The sequence below is a fragment of the Mesorhizobium sp. WSM4311 genome (assembly GCF_002295115.1).
Lineage (GTDB): Bacteria > Pseudomonadota > Alphaproteobacteria > Rhizobiales > Rhizobiaceae > Mesorhizobium.
The window spans coordinates 40073-59158 of record NZ_NSFV01000009.1; the positions used below are offsets into that span (position 1 = coordinate 40073).

The window sequence follows — 19086 nt, forward strand, 5'->3', positions numbered from 1 at the left end:
GTGGTTTTTTACCCTATGCCGCTGATTTTCGACGGTTTTGCGATTGCTGCTTCGGCAAACGAAAAACGCCCGGCCAAAGCCGGGCGTTTCGATGTCGCGAGACGGAGCCGCGCGATCAGGCGATGGTCTTGCCGAAGGCGACGGCGGTGTCGCCCATGCGGTTGGAGAAGCCCCACTCATTGTCGTACCACGACAGCACCGAAACGAAGTTGCCGTCCATCACCTTGGTCTGGTCGAGCGCCATGATCGAGGAGTGCGGATCATGGTTGAAGTCGATCGAGACATTCGGGTGATGGGTGACGCCGAGAATGCCCTTCAGCTTGCCGTTGGAGGCGGCGATGACCGCTTCGTTGATTTCCTGCACCGTGGTGGCGCGCTTGGCGATGAACTTGAAGTCGACGACCGAGACGTTCGGGGTCGGCACGCGGATCGAGATGCCGTCGAGCTTGCCCTTGAGGTCGGGGAGCACGAGGCCGATCGCCTTGGCCGCACCGGTCGAGGTCGGGATCTGCGACAGCGCCGCTGCACGGGCGCGGTAGAGATCCTTGTGCATGGTGTCCAGCGTCGGCTGGTCGCCAGTGTAGGAATGGATGGTCGTCATCATGCCTTTTTCGATGCCGACCGTCTCGTGCAGCACGGCCGCCAGCGGCGCCAGGCAGTTGGTGGTGCACGACGCGTTCGAGATGACGATGTGGTCCTTGGTCAGCTTGTCGTGGTTGATGCCGTAGACCACGGTCAGGTCAGCGCCATCGGCAGGTGCGGAGACCAGCACGCGCTTGGCGCCGGCGGTCAGGTGCGCGGCGGCCTTGTCACGGGCGGTGAAGATGCCGGTGCATTCGAGCGCGATGTCGACGCCGAGCTCCTTCCACGGCAGCTGCGTCGGGTCCTTGATGGCGGTGACCTTGAACTTTTCCCTGCCGACGGTGATCTGGTCGCCGGACACCGACACTTCATGCGGGAAGCGGCCATGCACGCTGTCGTAGCGCAGCAGGTGCGCATTGGTCTCGACCGGGCCGAGATCGTTGACGGCGACGACGTCGATGTCCTTGCGGCCGGATTCATGGATGGCTCGCAGGATGTTGCGGCCGATGCGGCCGAATCCGTTGATGGCAACTCTGACGGTCATTTTTCTCTCCCTGGGAGCTGGAAGGCTGACGATGGGTCCGCAGCTTCATAGCGGCGGACGGGCAAAGAATCCAGCCAAAGCGATGTAGATTTAAATCGATTAGGTTGGGCCAGCCCGGCGAAATCGCTTTGCGCGGTTTCGCCGGGGCGTTTTTGTTTGGTGCCTGCCGTCATCTCAAACCGCGACACAGTTTTGGGCGGCCTGCACAGCCTTACTTGGCGTGCAGGCGGGCTTCCACCGCCTTGGCCGCTGCCTCGGCGGTGATGCCGAAATGCGGGTAGAGCTGCTCGATCGTGCCGGAGGCGCCGAAGCCGGTCATGCCGACGAAGATGCCGTCCGAGCCGATGAGATGATCCCAGCCCTGGCGGATGCCGGCCTCGATCGCCATCTTGATCGGCGCGTTGCCGATCGTCTTCTTGCGGTAGTCGTCGCTCTGCTTGTCGAACAGCTCGAAGCAAGGCACCGACACGACGCGGGTCGGGTGACCGTGCTTCTCGAGCAGGTCGCGGGCGCCGAGGGCGATCTCGACCTCGGAGCCGGTGGCGAAGATCGTCACCGCCGCCTCGCCGCTGGCCGCGGCCAGTTCGTAAGCGCCCTGACTGCTCAGGTTCTTGGCCGAATGCTCGGTGCGCACGGTCGGCAGGTTCTGGCGGGTCAGCGCCAGCGTCGACGGCGTCTTTTCGGATTCGAGCGCGATCTGCCAGCATTCCGCGGTTTCCACGGCGTCGGCCGGACGGAAAACATTGTGGTTGGGAATGGCGCGCAGGGCCGCCAGATGCTCGACCGGCTGGTGGGTCGGGCCGTCTTCGCCCAGACCGATGGAATCATGGGTCATGACGAAGATCGAGCGGATGCCCATCAGCGATGACAGCCGCATCGACGGGCGGGCATAGTCGGAGAAGCACATGAAGGTGCCGCCATAGGCGATGAGGCCGCCATGCAGCGTCAGGCCGTTGATGGCCGCCGCCATGCCATGCTCGCGGATGCCGTAGTGGACATAGCGCTGGCCATAATCGTCCGGCGTGATGTTCTTGGTCTGGCTGGTCTTGGTGTTGTTGGAGCCGGTCAGATCGGCGGAGCCGCCGATGGTTTCCGGCACGGCGCCGTTGATGACCTCAAGCGCCATTTCCGACGATTTGCGGGTGGCGACCTTCGGCTTGTCGACCGAGAGCTTCTTCTTGTAGTCGGCGATGACGGCGTCGAAATTGGACGGCAGCTTGCCGGCGAGGCGGCGCTCGAACTCGGCCTTCAGCTTCGGCTCTGCCTTGGCGAGACGGCCCTCCCAGTCAGCCCGCGGCTTGGCGCCGGCCTTGCCGGCGGCGCGCCAGGCATCGAGGATGTCGGCCGGAATCTCGAAGGGCGGCGAGCCCCAGTTGAAGAATTTGCGCGCGCCGGCGATCTCGTCGGCGCCGAGCGGCGAACCGTGCGCCTTGTTGGTACCGGCCTTGGTCGGGGCGCCGAAGCCGATGGTCGTCTTGCAGGCGATCATCGTCGGCTTGTCGGAATGGCGGGCGGCCTCGATGGCATAGGCGATGGCTTCCGGATCGGTGCCGTCGATATGGCTGGCGTTCCAGCCGGAGGCCTGGAAGCGGGCAACCTGGTCGGTGTTGTCGGCGAGCGAAACCGGGCCGTCGATCGAGATGTTGTTGTTGTCCCAGAAGACGATCAGCTTGTTGAGCTTGAGATGTCCGGCCAGCGCGATGGCCTCCTGGGAAACGCCTTCCATCAGACAGCCGTCGCCGGCCAGCACATAGGTGTAGTGGCTGACGAGGTCGTTGCCGAAGGCGGCGTTCATGATGCGCTCGCCGAGCGCGAAGCCGACCGAATTGGCAAGGCCCTGGCCGAGCGGGCCGGTCGTCGTCTCGATGCCGGCGGCGTGGCCGTATTCGGGATGGCCGGCGGTCTTGGAGCCGAGCTGGCGGAAATTCTTGATCTGGTCGAGGGTCATGTCCTCGTAGCCGGTCAGATAGAGCAGCGAGTAGAGCAGCATCGAACCATGACCGGCCGACAGGATGAAGCGGTCGCGGTCGGCCCAGTGCGGGGCCTTGGCGTCAAATTTCAGGAAGCGGGTGAACAGCACCGTGGCAATGTCGGCGCAGCCCATGGGCAGGCCGGGATGGCCGGAATTGGCCTTCTCGACGGCATCCATGGAGAGAAAGCGGATCGCATTGGCCATCCGGTCATGTTGTTCACGCGACGTCATGGTTCCTCCAAAGGTGGGGGTTTGGGGGCTTGGGAGCGCCCTTGAAAAGGTGCGCGACACATAGCAGGCGCGGGCTTTTAGTCAACAAATCGGGCGCAGATTTGCCGGTCTTGTGATGCTGGCGGCGGCCCTACATTAGCGTTAGCAGGGGACAGTCGTGAGAGCTTTGTTGACGTTGCCTTCACCCGGTGCCTAATGTTTCAGGGATAACGCGTTCTGAACGCGAACGATTCGGTGATGGGCAGGGCACAGGACGAAGGCCATGACCGGGGAAACCACACTCAAGGAAGTCATCGCCAGGCTGGGCAAGGCCATCGAGGGGCTGGAAAACGCCGTCGCGGCCAAGCTGGAGCATGAACGCGATTACTCGGAAGCCGAGGCCGAGGTGCAGCGGATGAATGCCGACCGCTCCCGGCTGGCGCAGGAACTCGACAATTCGGAAGCGCGCGCCGAACGGCTGGAGGACGCCAACAAGGAAGTATCGCGACGGCTGGTGACCGCCATGGAAACCATCCGCGCCGTGTTGGACAGATAGGAGCTGGCCCATGGCACAGGTCACGGTTTCAATCGACGGCAAACAGTATCGGATGGCCTGCGACGAAGGCCAGGAAGAGCATCTGATCGACCTCGCCGAACGCTTCGACCGTTATGTCTCGCATCTGAAGGATTCTTTCGGTGAGATCGGCGACCAGCGGCTGACCGTCATGGCCGGCATCATGGTGATGGACGAACTTTCGGAGCTGCAGAAGCGCGTCAAGGGCATGGAAAGCGAAGTGCTGACCTTGCGCAAGACGCGCGACGAGGCGCTGACCAAGGCCGACAAGAGCGACAGCGTGCTGACCAACGCGCTTGGCGCGCTGGCGCAGCGGATGGAAGATCTCGCCACGTCGCTGGCCGTGAAATCCTAGACTTTTGGCCACGCCGACAGCGAAATTTCTACATTCCCCAGGAAAAGGCGAAAATTTTTCGCGGCCTGCATCACTGGCGGCGACCTGACCGTTTTGAACGTCGCCGATGGAGTGATAAAAGGGTGGCAGCCCGCCAACAGGCGGCATTCACAGGGGTAGGAACCATGAGCCTTCGTATCAACGACATCGCGCCGGATTTCACGGCCGAGACCACGCAGGGGACGATCAGCTTTCACGACTGGATCGGTGACGGCTGGGCGATCCTCTTCAGCCACCCGAAGAATTTCACACCGGTCTGCACCACCGAGCTCGGCACGATGGCCGGGCTGGAAGGCGAGTTCAAGAAACGCAACGTCAAGATCATCGGCATCTCCGTCGATCCGGTTGCCAGCCACGACAAATGGCAGGCCGACATCAAGACGGCGACCGGTCAAACGGTGCACTATCCGCTGATCGGCGACAAGGACCTCAAGGTCGCCAAGCTCTACGACATGCTGCCCGCCGGCGCCGGCGAGACCTCGGAAGGCCGCACGCCCGCCGACAACGCCACCGTGCGCTCGGTCTATGTCATAGGGCCGGACAAGAAGATCAAGCTGGTGCTGACCTATCCGATGACCACCGGCCGCAACTTCGACGAGATCCTGCGCGCGGTCGATTCCATGCAGCTCACCGCCAAGCATCAGGTGGCGACGCCGGCAAACTGGAAGCAGGGTGAGGACGTCATCATCACCGCCGCCGTTTCCAACGAGGATGCGATCAAGCGCTTTGGCGCCTTTGACACCATCCTGCCTTATCTCAGGAAGACCAAACAGCCGTCCGCCTGAAACGGGGGCGCCGGAACGGTTTTTGCCTTTTCCACCCAGGCGGGCCAAGTCATGCTTGACTGGCTCGCCTGGGTGGACAACCATGCTCTTGTTGGAGCTTGGCGGAGAAAATCGTTCCTGCTGGCTGGGTTGGGGGGTTCGGGTTGGACTTGGCTTTGGCAAAACCTGAGGTCAGGGGCTTTTACGACAAGCCGACCGGGGCCATTCAGTATGTCGTCACCGATCCGGCGACAAGGCGATGCGCCATCATCGACCCGATCCTCGACTTCGATGAGAAATCCGGCGCGACGGGAACGAAGAGCGCGGATGCCCTGCTCGATTTCGTCGGGGAGAACGGGCTGGAGATCGAGTGGATCCTCGATACCCACCCGCATGCCGACCATTTCTCGGCAGCGCATTATCTGAAACGGAAGACCGGTGCGCAGACCGCGATCGGCAACAGGATCGTCGACGTCCAGAACCTGTGGAAGGCGATCTACAACTGGCCGGATTTTCCCGCCGACGGTTCGCAGTGGGACAGGTTGTTCAGGGAAGGCGAGACCTTCCTGGTCGGGACAGTCCCGGTCAAGGTGCTGTTCTCACCCGGACATACGCTGGCCTCGATCACCTATGTGATCGGCAACGCCGCCTTCGTGCACGACACGCTGTTCATGCCCGACAGCGGCACGGCGCGAGCGGATTTCCCCGGCGGCAGTGCCGCGCGGCTGTGGCGCTCGATCCAGGACATACTGGCGCTGCCCGATGGGACGCGCGTCTTCGTCGGCCATGACTATCAGGCCGGTGGCCGCGAGCCCTTGTGGGAGAGCACGGTTGGCCAGCAGAAGGCCAGCAATATCCATCTCGTTGCCGCGCGCAGCGAAGCCGAATTCGTGGCGCTGCGCGAGGCTCGCGACAAGACGTTGCCGATGCCGCGGCTGATCCTGCACGCGCTGCAGGTCAACATGAATGGCGGCCGGCTGCCGGAACCGGAAGCCAATGGCCGGCGGTATCTGAAATTTCCGCTGGATGCGCTTTGAGGCGATCGTGACACCGGCCGAGGTTCACGAAAAAGGCGGCGCCAGTTTCCTGACGCCGCCTTGATGTTTTGTCGCCGAAGCTGGCTTAAGCCGCCGGCTGTGCCTCGATGGTGCGCAGCGCCTGGGTCTGGCGCTTGGCGGCGGCCTTGACCGCATCCTGCACCTTCTCGAAGGCGCGCACCTCGATCTGACGCACGCGCTCGCGGCTGATGTCGAACTCGGCCGACAGCTCTTCCAGCGTCAGCGGCTCCTCGGCGAGGCGACGGGCCTCGAAGATGCGCCGCTCGCGCTCGTTGAGCACGGCAAGAGCGCCTGACAGCATGCCGCGCCGGTTTTCCAGCTCGTCCTGCTCGATCAGCATCTCTTCCTGGCTTTCGTGGTCATCGACCAGCCAGTCCTGCCATTCGCCGGATTCGCCTTCCGTCGCCCGGATCGGCGCGTTGAGCGAAGCGTCGCCCGACAGGCGGCGGTTCATCGACACCACCTCTGCCTCGGTAACGTTCAGCCGCGTCGCGATCTCGGTGATCTGGTCGGGCTTGAGGTCGCCGTCATCCAGCGCCTGGATCTTGCCCTTCACCTTGCGCAGGTTGAAGAACAGACGCTTCTGGTTGGCGGTCGTGCCCATCTTGACCAGGCTCCACGAGCGCAGGATGTACTCCTGGATCGAGGCCTTGATCCACCACATGGCGTAGGTCGCCAGGCGGAAACCGCGCTCGGGTTCGAATTTCTTGACGGCCTGCATCAGGCCGACATTGCCTTCCGAGATCACCTCGCCGATCGGCAGGCCGTAGCCGCGATAGCCCATGGCGATCTTGGCGACGAGCCGCAAATGGCTGGTGACGAGCTTGTGCGCGGCGGACGTGTCTTCATGCTCGGCATAACGCTTGGCGAGCATGTACTCTTCCTGCGGCTGAAGCATGGGAAAGCGGCGGATTTCTTCCAGGTAGCGGCTGAGGCCGCCTTCGCCGGAAACAATGCTAGGTAGTGACTGGGCCATGATAGCGCCCCCTCTCTATTGGAGTGATGCCCCCGAAACGCGGCGGGCATGTGACGCGAACACCAAAAGGCTCGCTCGCGACATAAAGGTCTTATACAGGAACAAAACCAGAAACGACAGGCATTTGTTCAACACGAAACAGTGTGTCACGCTGAAGTGAACAATGCCAGTCAAGTTTTTTGATGGTCGATTTCGAGCTTGTTGATGGCGGGTCAGAGATGGCGAAAGCCGCCGACGAGTTCCTCCATGTCCCTCGGTATCGGCGCCTCGAACCTCATCGTCAGATGGGTATCGGGATGGCGAAATGCAAGGAGCCAGGCATGCAAAGCCTGCCGGGAAAATGCCCTGACCTGACTTTTCAGGGGTTCCGGCAGCCGGTTGGCCTTGGTGCGGAAGGCCTGGCCGTAGTCGGGGTCGCCGATGACCGGGTGGCCGATATGGGCCATATGGACACGGATCTGGTGGGTCCGGCCGGTTTCCAGCCGGCATTCGACCAGGCTGGCGGTGGCGAATTCCTGCTGTCTTTCGCCGAAACGCTCCTGAACGGCAAAGTGGGTGACGGCGTGGCGGGCATCGTCGCGGCCTTCCGGCACCACGGCGCGGCGCACCCGGTCGGCGGCGCGGCCAAGCGGCGCATCGACCGTTCCGGTCGGCCGCTGCGGTATGCCCCAGACCAACGCCAGATAGGCGCGTTCGAGATCGCCGGTCCGGCCGTGATCGGCGAAGGCTTCCGACAGCGCCTTATGGGCGCGGTCGGTCTTGGCCACCACCATGACGCCGCTGGTCTCCTTGTCGAGGCGGTGGACGATTCCCGGCCGGCGCACCCCGCCAATGCCCGACAGGCTGTCACCGCAATGATGGATCAACGCGTTGACCAGCGTGCCGGTCCAGTTGCCGGCGCCGGGATGCACGACCAGTCCCGCCGGCTTGTTGATGACGATCAGCGCGTCGTCCTCATAAAGCACGTCGAGCGCGATGGCCTCGCCCTGCGGCGCGGCCGGCTCCGGTTCCGGCATGGCGACCGACACGCGTTCGCCCGCGATCATCCTGCGCTTGGTCTCGTCGGCCGGCTCGCCGTCGACGCTGACGGCGCCTTGCCTGATCAGCATCTGCACGCGGCTGCGCGACATGTCAGGGCCGAGGCTGGCCGCCAGCCACTGGTCGAGGCGCTGGCCGGCCGCATCCGCGCCCACCACCAGCACCCTCGGCTCGGCCGCGATGAATCGATCCTCTATCAATTCGGGGGCCTGTTCGTTATGAGCGCTCATCGAAAACCGTTCCGGAATATTTGCCATGGCCCGGCCCGATGCCGACGAAGATCAGGAAAAGCCGCTCGACCCCGAGGTCGAAAAGATGCGTGGCAAACTCGTCCGCTTCATGGCCATCAATCTCGGCCTGCTGTTGCTGGCTCTTATGGTGGTGATCGCGGCGATTGTCTACAAAGCCCGCAAGGCACCGCCGGCAAACCCGCCGCTGGCCGGTGACATCCAGGTACCGGCCGGCGAACCGCTCAGCGGCGACATCGTGCTGCCGGTCGGGGCGAAAGTGGTCAGCCAGTCGCTGTCCGGCAATCGCGTCTCAATCGACGCCGAGCTTGCCGACGGCGGCCGTGCGATCTTCGTCTATGATATAGCCGAGCGCCGCCTGATCGGGCAGTTCGCAATTCGCAACAAATGACCGGCAGCAATGCAACAAACAAGTTTGCCGCAGAAATGAACAGGCCTCAGTCATGACTGACTTTGCCGGACATCGTCGTGTCGCGACCGTGGCGCTGGTCGTCGCCAACTATGACGAGGCGATCGCCTGGTATGTCGGGCGGCTGGGTTTCCTGCTCCTCGAGGATGTCGATCTCGGCGGCGGCAAGCGCTGGGTTACGGTAGCGCCGGCCAACGGGCAGGGCGCCCGGCTGCTGCTGGCCGAGGCCGCGGATGAGGCGCAAAGGCAAAGCATTGGCAACCAGACAGGCGGCCGGGTCTTCCTGTTCCTCGAAACCGACGACTTTGCGCGCGACCATGCGGCGATGCTGGAAAAGGGTGTCGAATTCCGCGAGGCGCCGCGTTTCGAACCCTATGGCACGGTCGCGGTTTTCGCCGATCTGCACGGCAATCTCTGGGACCTGATCGAGCCGAAACGCTAGGCTTGCGGCCAGCTTTTCTTGGATGTGGTAAAGCTGGCCAAACCCCAGTTGCTTTTTCCCAGCCATCAGCCTATATCGCCGGTTCTTGAGCGCGCCCATCGTCTAGCGGTCAGGACACCGCCCTCTCACGGCGGGAACAGGGGTTCGATTCCCCTTGGGCGTACCAAGAGACTCAATGATTTAGCTGAATGTGGATCAAGACCGTCAAGTAACGGTCAAATATGCTGTCTGGTCGATACCGCTCAGGGGTTGCCCAGGTGGGAACTGCGGGTGGCGGCTAGCGGCCGGCGTCCCCTTCACCGTAACGGCGCGATGGATTTCCTCGGTCACGCTGTTGTTGACCTCGACGAGCCGGTGCACCTCATCCTGGATTTTCAAGAGCGCTTCGGCATCCTTGTAGGTCTGCGGCGCCTGCTTGTCTGAGGCGGCGACCGAAGCCTTTTGGCCAACCATGATTACCGACAAGCAGCACCAGCCGCAAAAATGTCTGCGCGATCCAGGCGATCAGCGTCGCTACTCCGACCTGGATGGCAGCCGGCAAGCTGATGGGGGCGATCCCCGCAAAGACATAGCTCATGCCCGTGAGGTGAGGTCCGACCTTCTCGCGGCTGATACTGGAAACACAAGTCGGCCACGCGCCTAACCTGGCGCTTTAGCCGGCCGACGGTGAAGCGGGCAGATGCCCAATGGACTACCTCTAATAGTACCTGTGGTGGTGGTGGTAATAGTGCCTATGGTGATAGTAGTGTCTATGGTGGTAATAGTACCGTTGCGGGTAGTAGTAGCGGTGGTAGTACCTGTGGTGGTATCGGTAGTATGGGCGATATGGCGCGTAGTACGGGTCATCGTAGTACGGACCGCTATAGCGATAGGGGAACGGGAACCCTCCGAAACCACCATAATAGCCGCCAAAGGGCGAGAAGAGGAACTGCGCCTGGGTCGGAGAAGCGACGGCTGCTGTGGTAGCAAACGCGAGCACGGATACGAGTATCAGCTTCCTCACGGTTACCTCCATCGGTTCGATCGTAAATAACGCGAACGCCGGTCGAATCGTTCCTTTCCTTATGCTCAGTAGGTTCCAGGTGAATCGCCTCCATCACGTCGCTCACCTTGCGCGAGGAAGGCACAGGGATGATGATGACAGCCCGCAGCGCTTCCCCGGTCGTATCGATCGAACAAGACCTGCGCCGACTTCCAAGGGCCTGTCAAAATAGATGTTGCCTCCATGATCGACACACCCAAGCGTCAGGATCCCGATGAGACCAACGAGCCGGGTTTCCAGGCGACCGAGGCGCGCAGAGTTCCCTTGCCGGTCGGCTACCGACAGGGTGTGATCTCCGCCATCACCGTATTGCTCGGGTTTTCGCTTCTTTTCCTGCGCTATTGGAATTTCGAAGCTGATGGCGGATGGACGACGGCCTCGATCCTGGCGACGCTCCTGCTCGCCCTGGCCATCGTCCTCCAACTCGTCGCATTGTGGCGTTCGCTGCTCCCGCGCGACGACGACGAACCGGTCTACCAGGTCACGCTGCGCTGGTTCCTCGCCTCGATCATCGCTCTCCTTGCGGGCGTGCTGCTTGCCGGGCTGACTGCTTCGCACGTCTTCAATCCTTGATCGGGGGGCTCATTCCGGGCTGCTCGACCATCGGCTTTTGCGCCGCAAGGTCGTGCAGGCGAATGCACGGAAAAGCCCCGCCGACCGGGAGTCAAGCGGGGCCCTTGGAGTAGCCGCAAAAGGGGACTGGCTTCGGACTACTCATAGATCCGTAGGATCATTTTTCAATGTAGTCCTCAAGATGAGATGCCGCATCGGCCGAATAGATGAAGGAAACAGCCTTATCCAAATTTCAAGGCGATATCGCCGTCCTGCAACGATGGGACCTGCGGCTTCTGGCGCGGCGGGGCCGATTGCATTAGCATCACGTCATGGATTTCGAGGGCACGGCTCAGGCGGCGCGCAGAACGCCTAGTGCCAGGCAGATCCTGACGACCAATCGATGCCGCGGGGAGAAGGCCAATGCAGAAACTGCAAGCACAAGGCGTCCACCACATCACCCTTGTCGGCGCCGGGCGCCGGACCTCGATCGATTTCTGGGAAGGCGTGCTCGGCATGCCTTTCGTCTTCGAGCAGCCCAACCTCGACAAGGCCAGCGAGAGCCATCTCTATTTCGATCCGGGCGACGGCCGGCTGATCACCATCTTCACCGATGAAAGCCGCGTGCCGCTGAAGCGGCGCACGCCGACCGATCCGGGCTGCGTCCACCACATCGCGTTCGCGGTGTCGCGGGTCACCTTCCTGCAGGCGGTCGCCCGGCTCGACGAGCGCGGCATCAAGCACAGCGGCGTCAAGGATCGCGGCTTCATGGATTCGATCTATTTCGAGGATCCGCTTGGCCTTTTGATCGAACTCGCGTCCTACCGCTTCGAACCGCCGGCGGGTTTCACTCATGCCGATGTGCTGATGCAGGCGCACAGGCTGCGTGTCGGGCGCGGCGACTACAATATCGCCGAGGTGCATCTTGCGGACGCGATCCAGGCGCTTGTCGAGAGCTCCCGCGCGACCTTGTCGGATGACCGGGCGCCGAAGAATCCATACTGACGGCCAACGAAACAAAGGGAGGACAAAAAATGGCAAAGACAGTGACCAAGAGTGCTGGGAAATCGGCTGCCAAGGCAAAGGCAAAAGCGAAGCCGGCGGTGAAGGCAGCCGCAAAGGCTGCGCCGAAGGTGGCCGCGAAAGCCGCGGCAAAACCGGCGGCGCAAAAGTCGGCGGCCAAGACCGCCAAGGCCAAGTTGGCGAAAAAGCCGGCGTTGAAGCTCAGCATGCTGAAGCCGAGCGTCAACAACATGACGGTGCGGGTGTTTGCTCGCGCGGCCGGCTTCGACGCCGCCGAGACCGACGCCTGGGGCCACACGCGTTCGCCCGAATATCTGGCGCGCAATCCGGCGCATCTGACGCCGATGATCGAGGACAAGGGGTTGCCCAGGGGCGTGCTCTGGGAAAGCTGCGCCATCATGCAGTATCTCGCCAACAAGCACGGGCTGGAGAAATTCTATCCCAAGGCGCCGGCCAGACGGGCGATGATCGACAGCGCCATGTTCTATCTGATCGGCACGCTCTACCCCTATGTGGCGCGCGCCACCTATCCGGCGCTGGGTTTCCCGCAATATGCCGGCGAGGTCGGCCACAGCGATGCCCATCCCGACAAGAAGTCGGAAGCGCAGAAGGCCGCGATGGCGGCGATCGCCGAGCCGCTGGAGGTCTTCCACAGCTTCTTCAGGGACGGCAAGCCGTTCATCGGCGGTACGAACCCGTCGATCGCCGACATAAGGCTGGCGGCGACTCTCGAATTCCTGGCGGTCATCGACTACCCGCTGCCCAAATGGGCGCAGGAGTACATGGCGGCCATCGAGAAGAAGCTCGGCAAGGCCTATGCCGAGCCGGCCGGCGACGTGCGCGGCTATATCGCCTATGTGCGGTCGCAGGCGAAGGCTTCAGCTTAAGGATTCGTTAACCAAAGCCCTGTCTACTGGCGGGAATTCACCGCGCGACCACGGATGTACTGGCGCATTATCGGTGGAAGGAAAGGTCGGCTCCGTGCCGGCCTTTTTTGCTTTTTCGGACCCCATGCCGGGACCTCGCGCGGCGATGATAGGGCCGCGCCGGAACGTCAACTTTTCGCGTCGGGATATTGTCATCGCCGACGTTGCCTCTAACATCCCGTTGAGCGGATCCGGCTTGGAATAAGATGAGGGCTTGCGATGAAATGCGTGGCGGCAATGCTGACGATCGCCGGTGGAATGCTGGCTGGGACGCTCCTGCCTGCACAAGCAGCAGTGCTCAACACAATGGATGATGTCGGGGGACGCGATCCAGGCATGCTGGACGCCGCCGGCGGACGCGGGTAATTCCACAGTAACCCTGAGTTTCAGCTTCAAGCGCGACGGCTCGCTGATCGGTCCGCCGCGGCCGACCGCCGCCAAGGTGACCGGCGATGACAAGGCGCGAAAAGCGTTCATCGACGCGGCCATCGCCGCCGTCAAGAATTGCACGCCTCTGAGTTTTTCACCGGCTTTGGCGCAAGGCATTGGTGGCAACGTCTTCACGTTGCAACTGGTTTCCCCAAAGAAATAGCGGCTGGCGCGGCCGCTTCGGAGCCAATTGCTCAGTGGCTCGGGCGCCGTGCCTTGGCGTGCCGCGCCAGATCCGGGGTCTCGAAGACATAGTCGCTCCAGGCCGATTCCGGGATGTGCCCGGCCAGATAGCACTCAAGCAACAGGTTTTCCTCGGGATTGAGCGGTCGTGGCGCGCGCTCGTGGTCCAGCCCGAGAGAATGAAGAAGGTCTCTTGTCAGTTCCGATACCGTGAAGTGGATCGACATCTGCGTTCTCCCTATGCCTTGAACGCGGCAGTCAGGCAAAGGTTCAGCGTCAAGCTTCGGTAACATCGGATTGATCGCTCGCTCGGGCAGCCCACGGCCCGGCAATTCCGATAGTCGCCGGCCCGGGACAGGCGCTGCAGCGCGCCGTCATGATGAAGCCGGCTATGGGGCCTGTCTGGAACGGAGGGGCGCTCACGGCGTTGTGATCGACATCAGCCGGGAGAAAAGCCATGGCCACGTTCAGGGAAATGCGGGTTCTGGAGATCGTCGAAGACGGCTCCCTGACCCATGACGAGAAGGTCGCCGAACTGCGTAAGATCGAATCCGAGGCGCGCGGCCTGCAACGGGCCGCGTCGGAGAGTTCCATGGGTGATGATGACGGCTGGCAGGACGATTTGCGCCAGGTTCGCCTTGCGCTCGACAAGCTTGGCGCGAAGCAACCGAAGAAGGGCGCGGCATCGCTGTAAGGCTGCGGGGAACTCTCCCCGAATTGCGCCTATTCGCAAACCATGCGAACGCGCTCGCCTGGTGCGCTCACGTTCCTGCATGCCAGTTGTTTTTCCGGACCCGACGGCGGGGGAGGCGGCGGTGAATATCGCGTCTGATGCCGTCTGTGCCCGGCAGGTTTCGAAACCTTGCGTTCGGCAAATTGTCCGGGCGGCTGTGGCGGCACCGGAAAGGCGCCGTTGTCGGCCGGCGGCGTGTAGTCGACATTGGGTGGCGGCCGGTCCCAGAAGCGCCTGGCGTCGAGCGGCCGCGGGATGATGACCGTGCCGTCATAGCTGCGCGCACAGCCACTGCCGAAAAGCAGCGCCACGCCCAGCAAGAAAGGCCCTATCCGTCGATACATGAGCAACACCCCTGCGCGGCTTATAACGCGGCCTCGGGCCGCCCGACAACCGGACGGAATAACGCAGGAAGAGCGTGCCGGTTGCGCCGTTAAGGTTAGCGGATCGTTAATGCTTCTCGGGCACATTCCGCCGACGAACCGCGGAGGGAGGGTTCGGCCTTGATTTTCGGGGTGGGGACAGGATGGCGGAAGCGGAAGAAGTCGGCGCGCGCGGCAAGCGTGGGCCCGAAAAGCCGGTGCATCGCGGCGACGCGCCGCCACGCGCGGACATGGATTCGCCCGACGCGCTTCGCCAACTGCTCGATGCAGGCTCGGACTGGGTCTGGGAGACCGATGCCGAACTGCGGTTCTCCTGGCTTTCACCCACCTACCAGGCGGCCACCGGCATCGATCCGGCTGATGTGCTGGGTCGGTTCCGCTTCGATTTCCTCAACCAGGTCCTGAAGGGTAACCACAGCGCGACGGCGCATCTGGAGGACCTGCAGGCGCGCCGGCCGTTCCGCGACTTCGTCTATGAACTGAAGGGAGGCGGCGCCGCCTGCCGCTGGGTGCTGACGTCAGGCTTCCCACGGTTCGACAACGAAGGAAAATTTGCCGGCTACCGCGGCATAGGCCGCAACGTCACCGCATTGGCCGGCGCCTTCGAGACCATGGAGCAAAACCGGTCGTCGGGCAGCGATCCCGACCGGCATCTTGCCGACCTCGAACGGACGATGGACGCCATGCACATGGGCGTCGTGCTGCTCGATGGCAAGCTCGACACGCTGATCGTCAACAAGGCCTATCGCGACCTGTCCAGCATTCCGGACGGGGTTGTAACCGTTGGCGCTCCCTTCAGCCAGTTGATGGAACTCAACCGCCGCAACGGCATCTATGGCGATATCGACGAACAGCAGTGGCAGCGCTACCTCGCCGGCCGTATCGAGGAGATTCGCGCCGGCTCCGTCGCGCCTCGCGAATTTGTCCATGCCGGCGGCAGGACGATGATGTTCTCGGTGACGGCGCTGTCCGGCGGCAAGCGGCTCTTGACCTACTATGAGGTTACCGAACTCAAGCGTCGCGACGCCGAGATCGAAGGCGCCAACGCCAAAATCGCCGAGACCTTCGTCAATCTCCGCACCATGGTCGATGAGATGCCGATCGGTGTTCTCGTGCTGGATGCCGATATGCGCGCCGAAGTCATCAATCGCGCCTTCTACGACTTCTGGAGGATCGATCCAGGCCGCGCCGGGATCGGCTCGGCCTTTCGCGAACTCATGGAAGCCAGCCGCGCCATTGACCCTTACGGCGCCGATGACGCTGCCTGGCAACGTCATACCGCCGAGCGCGAAGCCGAAATCAGGGCCGGCGTCGCCGGCTCCAGACAATTGCCGCACAATGACGGGCGCACGCTTGTCGCGTCGCTGGCACCGCTGCCCGGCGGCAAGCGGCTCATCTCCTATGTCGACGTCACCGACATGAAGGGGCGTGAGACCGAGGCACAGGACGCGCGCAAGTACCTAGCCAGCGTGCTGGAATCGCTGCCGGCCGGCGTCATCATCTACGACCGCGACGACAAGTTCGTCTTCGCCAACCGCAAACTGCAGGACACGCTGCCGGCGCTGAAGCCCTTCTGGCAGCCTGGCTGCAGCTTCCGCGAGGCGCTGGAATTCGGCCAGTCGGTCGGCTATTTCCGCTCGAGCGGCGATGCCGGGATCGACAGGCTGTACGGGGTCGAACCCGAACGCTGGCTCGACAGCATACTGGCCCGGTACCACCTGCCGAATTCTTCCTACGAGCGCCTCAATGCCGATGGGCGCTGGTACCAGGTCTACGACATGCGCACCGATGACGGGACGTTCATCGGCGTGCGCGTCGACATCACCGACATCAAGAGCCGCGAGGCGGCGCTGCGCGACTCGATGCGCCAGATCGATCTCTTCCGCCACGTGATGGACGAGTTGCCGGTGGCCGCCTTCATCAAGGCGCAGGACCTGAGCATCGAATTCGTCAACAAGGCTTGGTGCGCGCTGACCGGCATCGCCAAGGAAGACGTCATCGGCCGGACCGACCGTGAGCTGTTCGGCACACAAGACGCGGAAGGCTACAGCCATGACGATACCCAGGTCGTCGTAACCGGCAAGGGCCTCGAGGTCGAAGAACCTGTCACCCATAGCGACGGCACGGTGCGGCAGTTGATGACGCGCAAGAGCCGCCTGGTGGCGACAGACGGATCGGTGCATCTGGTCGGCTCCAGCACCGATATCACCGACGTCAAGGCGCGCGAGAAGGCTCTGGAAGAGAGCATGCGCGAGAACGAGGTGTTCCGCAGCCTGATCGACAATGTACCGGTGTCGATCTACGCCAAGCGCTCCGATCTCAGGCAGTTCTATGTCAACAAGGGCTGGTGCGATCTGACCGGTCTCAGCAGGGAAGATGCGATCGGCAAGACCGACATCGAGATTTTCGGGGAGGACGGCGAGGCTTTCGTGGCCGGCGATCTCGCCGTGCTGCGCACCGGCGACACCCAGGAGGTCGAGGAGACGGTGCGGCTTGCCGACGGCAGCGTCAGGCATCAGTTCGCGCGCAAGGGCGCGATGATCGCGTCGGACGGTTCGCTCTACCTGATCGGATCGACCACCGACATCACAGAACTGAAAATGCGCGAGGCGGAGCTCAGCGAGGCGCGCCAGCGTGCCGTGCTCGCCGACCGCGCCAAGTCGGAATTCCTCGCCAATATGAGCCATGAGATCCGCACGCCGATGAACGGTGTGCTGGGCATGGCTGAACTCCTGGCCAAATCCAATCTCGATCCCAAGCAGAAAACGTTCACCGACATCATCGTCAAGTCGGGCAACGCGCTGTTGACGATCATCAACGACATCCTGGATTTCTCCAAGATCGATGCCGGCCAGATGGTGCTCGATCCGGCGCCCTTCAACCTTGCCGAGGCGATCGAGGACGTGGCGACGCTGGTGTCGACACGCGCCAAGGAAAAGGATCTCGAACTCATCGTGCGTGTCGAGCCGAGGCTCGAAAGCCTGTTCATCGGCGATGTCGGCCGCATCCGGCAGATCGTCACCAATCTGGTCGGCAATGCGGTGAAATTCACCGACGAAGGCCATGTGCTGGTCGACGTGACCGGTGAGAGGGTTCCGACCGGAACCAGGCTGACGATCTCGGTCACCGACACCGGGATCGGCATCCCCGAGGAAAAACTGAAGCTGGTGTTCGAAAAATTCAGCCAGGTCGACACCTCCTCGACACGGCGGCACGAGGGCACCGGGCTTGGCCTTGCCATCACCTCACGGCTGGTCGAACTGATGGGCGGCACCATCGGCGTCGAGAGCGCCGAGGGAAAGGGCTCGACCTTCTGGTTCACCGTGACGCTGCCCAGGGCCGGACAGAGCGGGCAGCGCATCATGCCGGTGGATGTGACGGGCGCACGCGTGCTGATCGTCGACGACAATGCCGTCAACCGGGCCATCCTGACCGAGCAGATGACCTCGTGGACGTTCGATTCCTGCGCGGCCGAAAGCGGCGCGGAGGGCCTCAAGGTGCTGATCGCGGCCGCCGCCTATGGCGTGCGTGTGGATTGCGTCGTGCTCGACTACCAGATGCCCGAGATGAGCGGCGCCGAAATGGCGCGTGTCGTGCGCAGCACCGAAGGCCTAGCCGACACGCCCATCATCATGCTGACCTCGGTCGACCAGTCGCTCGCCAACACCAGCTACCGCGATCTCGGCATCGACGCCCAGCTGATCAAGCCGGCGCGCTCCTCGGTGCTTCTGGAGACGCTGGTGGCGACTATCCAGCGTCATCGCCACGCCACGGACAGCCAGGCCGTCCAGCCGCTCGCAGCCGAAAGGCCCAATGCTCCCCAGCCGCCGCCGCTGGCGCTGTCCGAACAACGCGCGCAATTGCAGCCGCCGCCGGTTCGGCCTCGGCTGCCCGTCACTGGCGGTGATGGACACAGGCTGGATATACTGGTGGCCGAGGACAATGAGGTGAACCAGATGGTCTTCACCCAGATCCTTGGCGAGACCGGCCATGGTTTCGAGATCGTCGGCAATGGCCGCAAGGCGCTCGAGGCTTTCGGCAAGCTCAATCCATGCATGATCCTGATGGATGTCTCGATGCCGGAGATGAGCGGGCTCGAAGCGACCGCCGCGATCCGCCGGCTGGAGCAGGAAACCGGCACGCATGTGCCGATCATCGGCGTGACCGCGCATGCGCTCAAGGGCGATCGCGAACGCTGCCTGGAGGCGGGCATGGACGACTATCTGCCCAAGCCGATCAGCCCCAGGGCCCTGCTGGACAAAGTCGAGCGCTGGCTCGGCGCCGGCCGCCAGGTCCAGCGCAACGCGGGATAGCCCGGCGTCGCCCGGTTCCAAGGATCCGAATCAATCGCGGATGATGCTGCTACCCCTGCGTGCAATGCCTATGGTGCGATCGCACCATACCAAAGCCGGCGCCGAGCCGGGACAATGGCAAAATCGAATTCCGCCCTTGCAGTTACGGGCGGGAGCAGCGACCGCCGGCAACAAACAGCGTCAACCTACCCCAACGGACCTGTTTTTGGCGATGGCCCGGCCATGACACGCTCTGGCCTTGAGCAACGCGCTCCCGTCCGGATTTTCTTCATCCGAGAAAGCCCCGTCGAA

At 62.9% G+C, this 19086-nt stretch carries 18 protein-coding genes, 1 tRNA gene and 1 pseudogene; 13 read left to right on the plus strand and 7 right to left on the minus strand.

Annotated elements, in window-relative coordinates:
- Positions 1-115: 115 nt before the first annotated feature.
- Complete coding sequence (gene gap, locus CK226_RS23040) at positions 116-1126, minus strand: type I glyceraldehyde-3-phosphate dehydrogenase (RefSeq protein WP_095772134.1); 1011 nt, start codon at positions 1124-1126, stop codon at positions 116-118.
- Positions 1127-1337: 211 nt separating this feature from the next.
- Entirely contained in the window at positions 1338-3329 is a 1992-nt protein-coding gene (gene tkt / locus CK226_RS23045) for a transketolase (protein ID WP_095772135.1), read from the minus strand.
- Positions 3330-3591: 262 nt separating this feature from the next.
- Here tkt and CK226_RS23050 point away from each other — a divergent pair, with 262 nt between their 5' ends.
- The 4 genes from CK226_RS23050 to CK226_RS23065 all read left to right on the plus strand — a co-directional run bounded on the left by CK226_RS23050 (position 3592) and on the right by CK226_RS23065 (position 6077).
- Positions 3592-3864, plus strand: a complete 273-nt coding sequence (locus CK226_RS23050) for a DUF4164 domain-containing protein (protein WP_006200774.1) — start codon at positions 3592-3594, stop codon at positions 3862-3864.
- A gap of 10 nt (positions 3865-3874) precedes the next feature.
- Positions 3875-4237 (plus strand): cell division protein ZapA, encoded by a 363-nt coding sequence (locus CK226_RS23055; RefSeq protein ID WP_010911917.1) that lies wholly within the window; start codon positions 3875-3877, stop codon positions 4235-4237.
- A gap of 164 nt (positions 4238-4401) precedes the next feature.
- Positions 4402-5061: a peroxiredoxin gene (locus tag CK226_RS23060; RefSeq protein ID WP_010911916.1), complete on the plus strand. Its 660-nt coding sequence runs from the start codon at positions 4402-4404 to the stop codon at positions 5059-5061.
- 155 nt (positions 5062-5216) lie between these two features.
- A complete protein-coding gene (locus tag CK226_RS23065; protein ID WP_245437820.1) occupies positions 5217-6077 on the plus strand; it encodes an MBL fold metallo-hydrolase in 861 nt (286 codons plus the stop codon).
- A gap of 85 nt (positions 6078-6162) precedes the next feature.
- Here the strand turns inward: CK226_RS23065 and rpoH are convergent, their stop codons facing one another.
- Both rpoH and CK226_RS23075 read right to left on the minus strand, forming a co-directional pair.
- Positions 6163-7074: an RNA polymerase sigma factor RpoH gene (gene rpoH, locus CK226_RS23070; protein WP_095772137.1), complete on the minus strand. Its 912-nt coding sequence runs from the start codon at positions 7072-7074 to the stop codon at positions 6163-6165.
- Between the two features lie 212 nt (positions 7075-7286).
- Positions 7287-8342, minus strand: coding sequence for an RluA family pseudouridine synthase (locus CK226_RS23075; RefSeq protein ID WP_095793268.1), 1056 nt, complete (start codon positions 8340-8342; stop codon positions 7287-7289).
- A gap of 25 nt (positions 8343-8367) precedes the next feature.
- Here CK226_RS23075 and CK226_RS23080 point away from each other — a divergent pair, with 25 nt between their 5' ends.
- From CK226_RS23080 to CK226_RS23090, 3 genes are all read left to right on the plus strand, one after another.
- Entirely contained in the window at positions 8368-8751 is a 384-nt protein-coding gene (locus CK226_RS23080; protein ID WP_095772138.1) for a fimbrial protein, read from the plus strand.
- Between the two features lie 52 nt (positions 8752-8803).
- Positions 8804-9211, plus strand: coding sequence for a VOC family protein (locus CK226_RS23085; RefSeq protein ID WP_095793146.1), 408 nt, complete (start codon positions 8804-8806; stop codon positions 9209-9211).
- A 91-nt stretch (positions 9212-9302) separates the two neighbouring features.
- Positions 9303-9377: transfer RNA gene (locus CK226_RS23090), tRNA-Glu, on the plus strand.
- Positions 9378-9415: 38 nt separating this feature from the next.
- Here the strand turns inward: CK226_RS23090 and CK226_RS23095 are convergent.
- Positions 9416-9664: a hypothetical protein gene (locus CK226_RS23095; protein WP_095793147.1), complete on the minus strand. Its 249-nt coding sequence runs from the start codon at positions 9662-9664 to the stop codon at positions 9416-9418.
- Between the two features lie 772 nt (positions 9665-10436).
- Here CK226_RS23095 and CK226_RS23105 point away from each other — a divergent pair.
- The 4 genes and pseudogenes from CK226_RS23105 to CK226_RS23120 all read left to right on the plus strand — a co-directional run bounded on the left by CK226_RS23105 (position 10437) and on the right by CK226_RS23120 (position 13346).
- Positions 10437-10826, plus strand: a complete 390-nt coding sequence (locus CK226_RS23105; RefSeq protein ID WP_210202252.1) for a hypothetical protein — start codon at positions 10437-10439, stop codon at positions 10824-10826.
- A 402-nt stretch (positions 10827-11228) separates the two neighbouring features.
- A complete protein-coding gene (locus CK226_RS23110) occupies positions 11229-11810 on the plus strand; it encodes a VOC family protein (protein WP_095793148.1) in 582 nt (193 codons plus the stop codon).
- A 29-nt stretch (positions 11811-11839) separates the two neighbouring features.
- Positions 11840-12715, plus strand: coding sequence for a glutathione S-transferase family protein (locus CK226_RS23115; RefSeq protein WP_095772142.1), 876 nt, complete (start codon positions 11840-11842; stop codon positions 12713-12715).
- A gap of 258 nt (positions 12716-12973) precedes the next feature.
- A pseudogene (locus tag CK226_RS23120) lies at positions 12974-13346 on the plus strand (hypothetical protein).
- A 31-nt stretch (positions 13347-13377) separates the two neighbouring features.
- On the opposite strand, the gene CK226_RS23125 reads toward CK226_RS23120, so the two are convergent.
- Complete coding sequence (locus CK226_RS23125) at positions 13378-13593, minus strand: hypothetical protein (protein WP_095787977.1); 216 nt, start codon at positions 13591-13593, stop codon at positions 13378-13380.
- A 230-nt stretch (positions 13594-13823) separates the two neighbouring features.
- Between CK226_RS23125 and CK226_RS23130 the strand changes: the two genes are divergently transcribed.
- Entirely contained in the window at positions 13824-14060 is a 237-nt protein-coding gene (locus CK226_RS23130; protein WP_095772144.1) for a hypothetical protein, read from the plus strand.
- Between the two features lie 29 nt (positions 14061-14089).
- Here CK226_RS23130 and CK226_RS23135 read toward each other — a convergent pair whose 3' ends face one another.
- Complete coding sequence (locus tag CK226_RS23135; protein WP_245318089.1) at positions 14090-14443, minus strand: hypothetical protein; 354 nt, start codon at positions 14441-14443, stop codon at positions 14090-14092.
- 182 nt (positions 14444-14625) lie between these two features.
- On the opposite strand from CK226_RS23135, the gene CK226_RS23140 reads away from it, so the two are divergent.
- Complete coding sequence (locus CK226_RS23140) at positions 14626-18795, plus strand: PAS domain-containing protein (RefSeq protein ID WP_095793149.1); 4170 nt, start codon at positions 14626-14628, stop codon at positions 18793-18795.
- Positions 18796-19086: the final 291 nt, after the last annotated feature.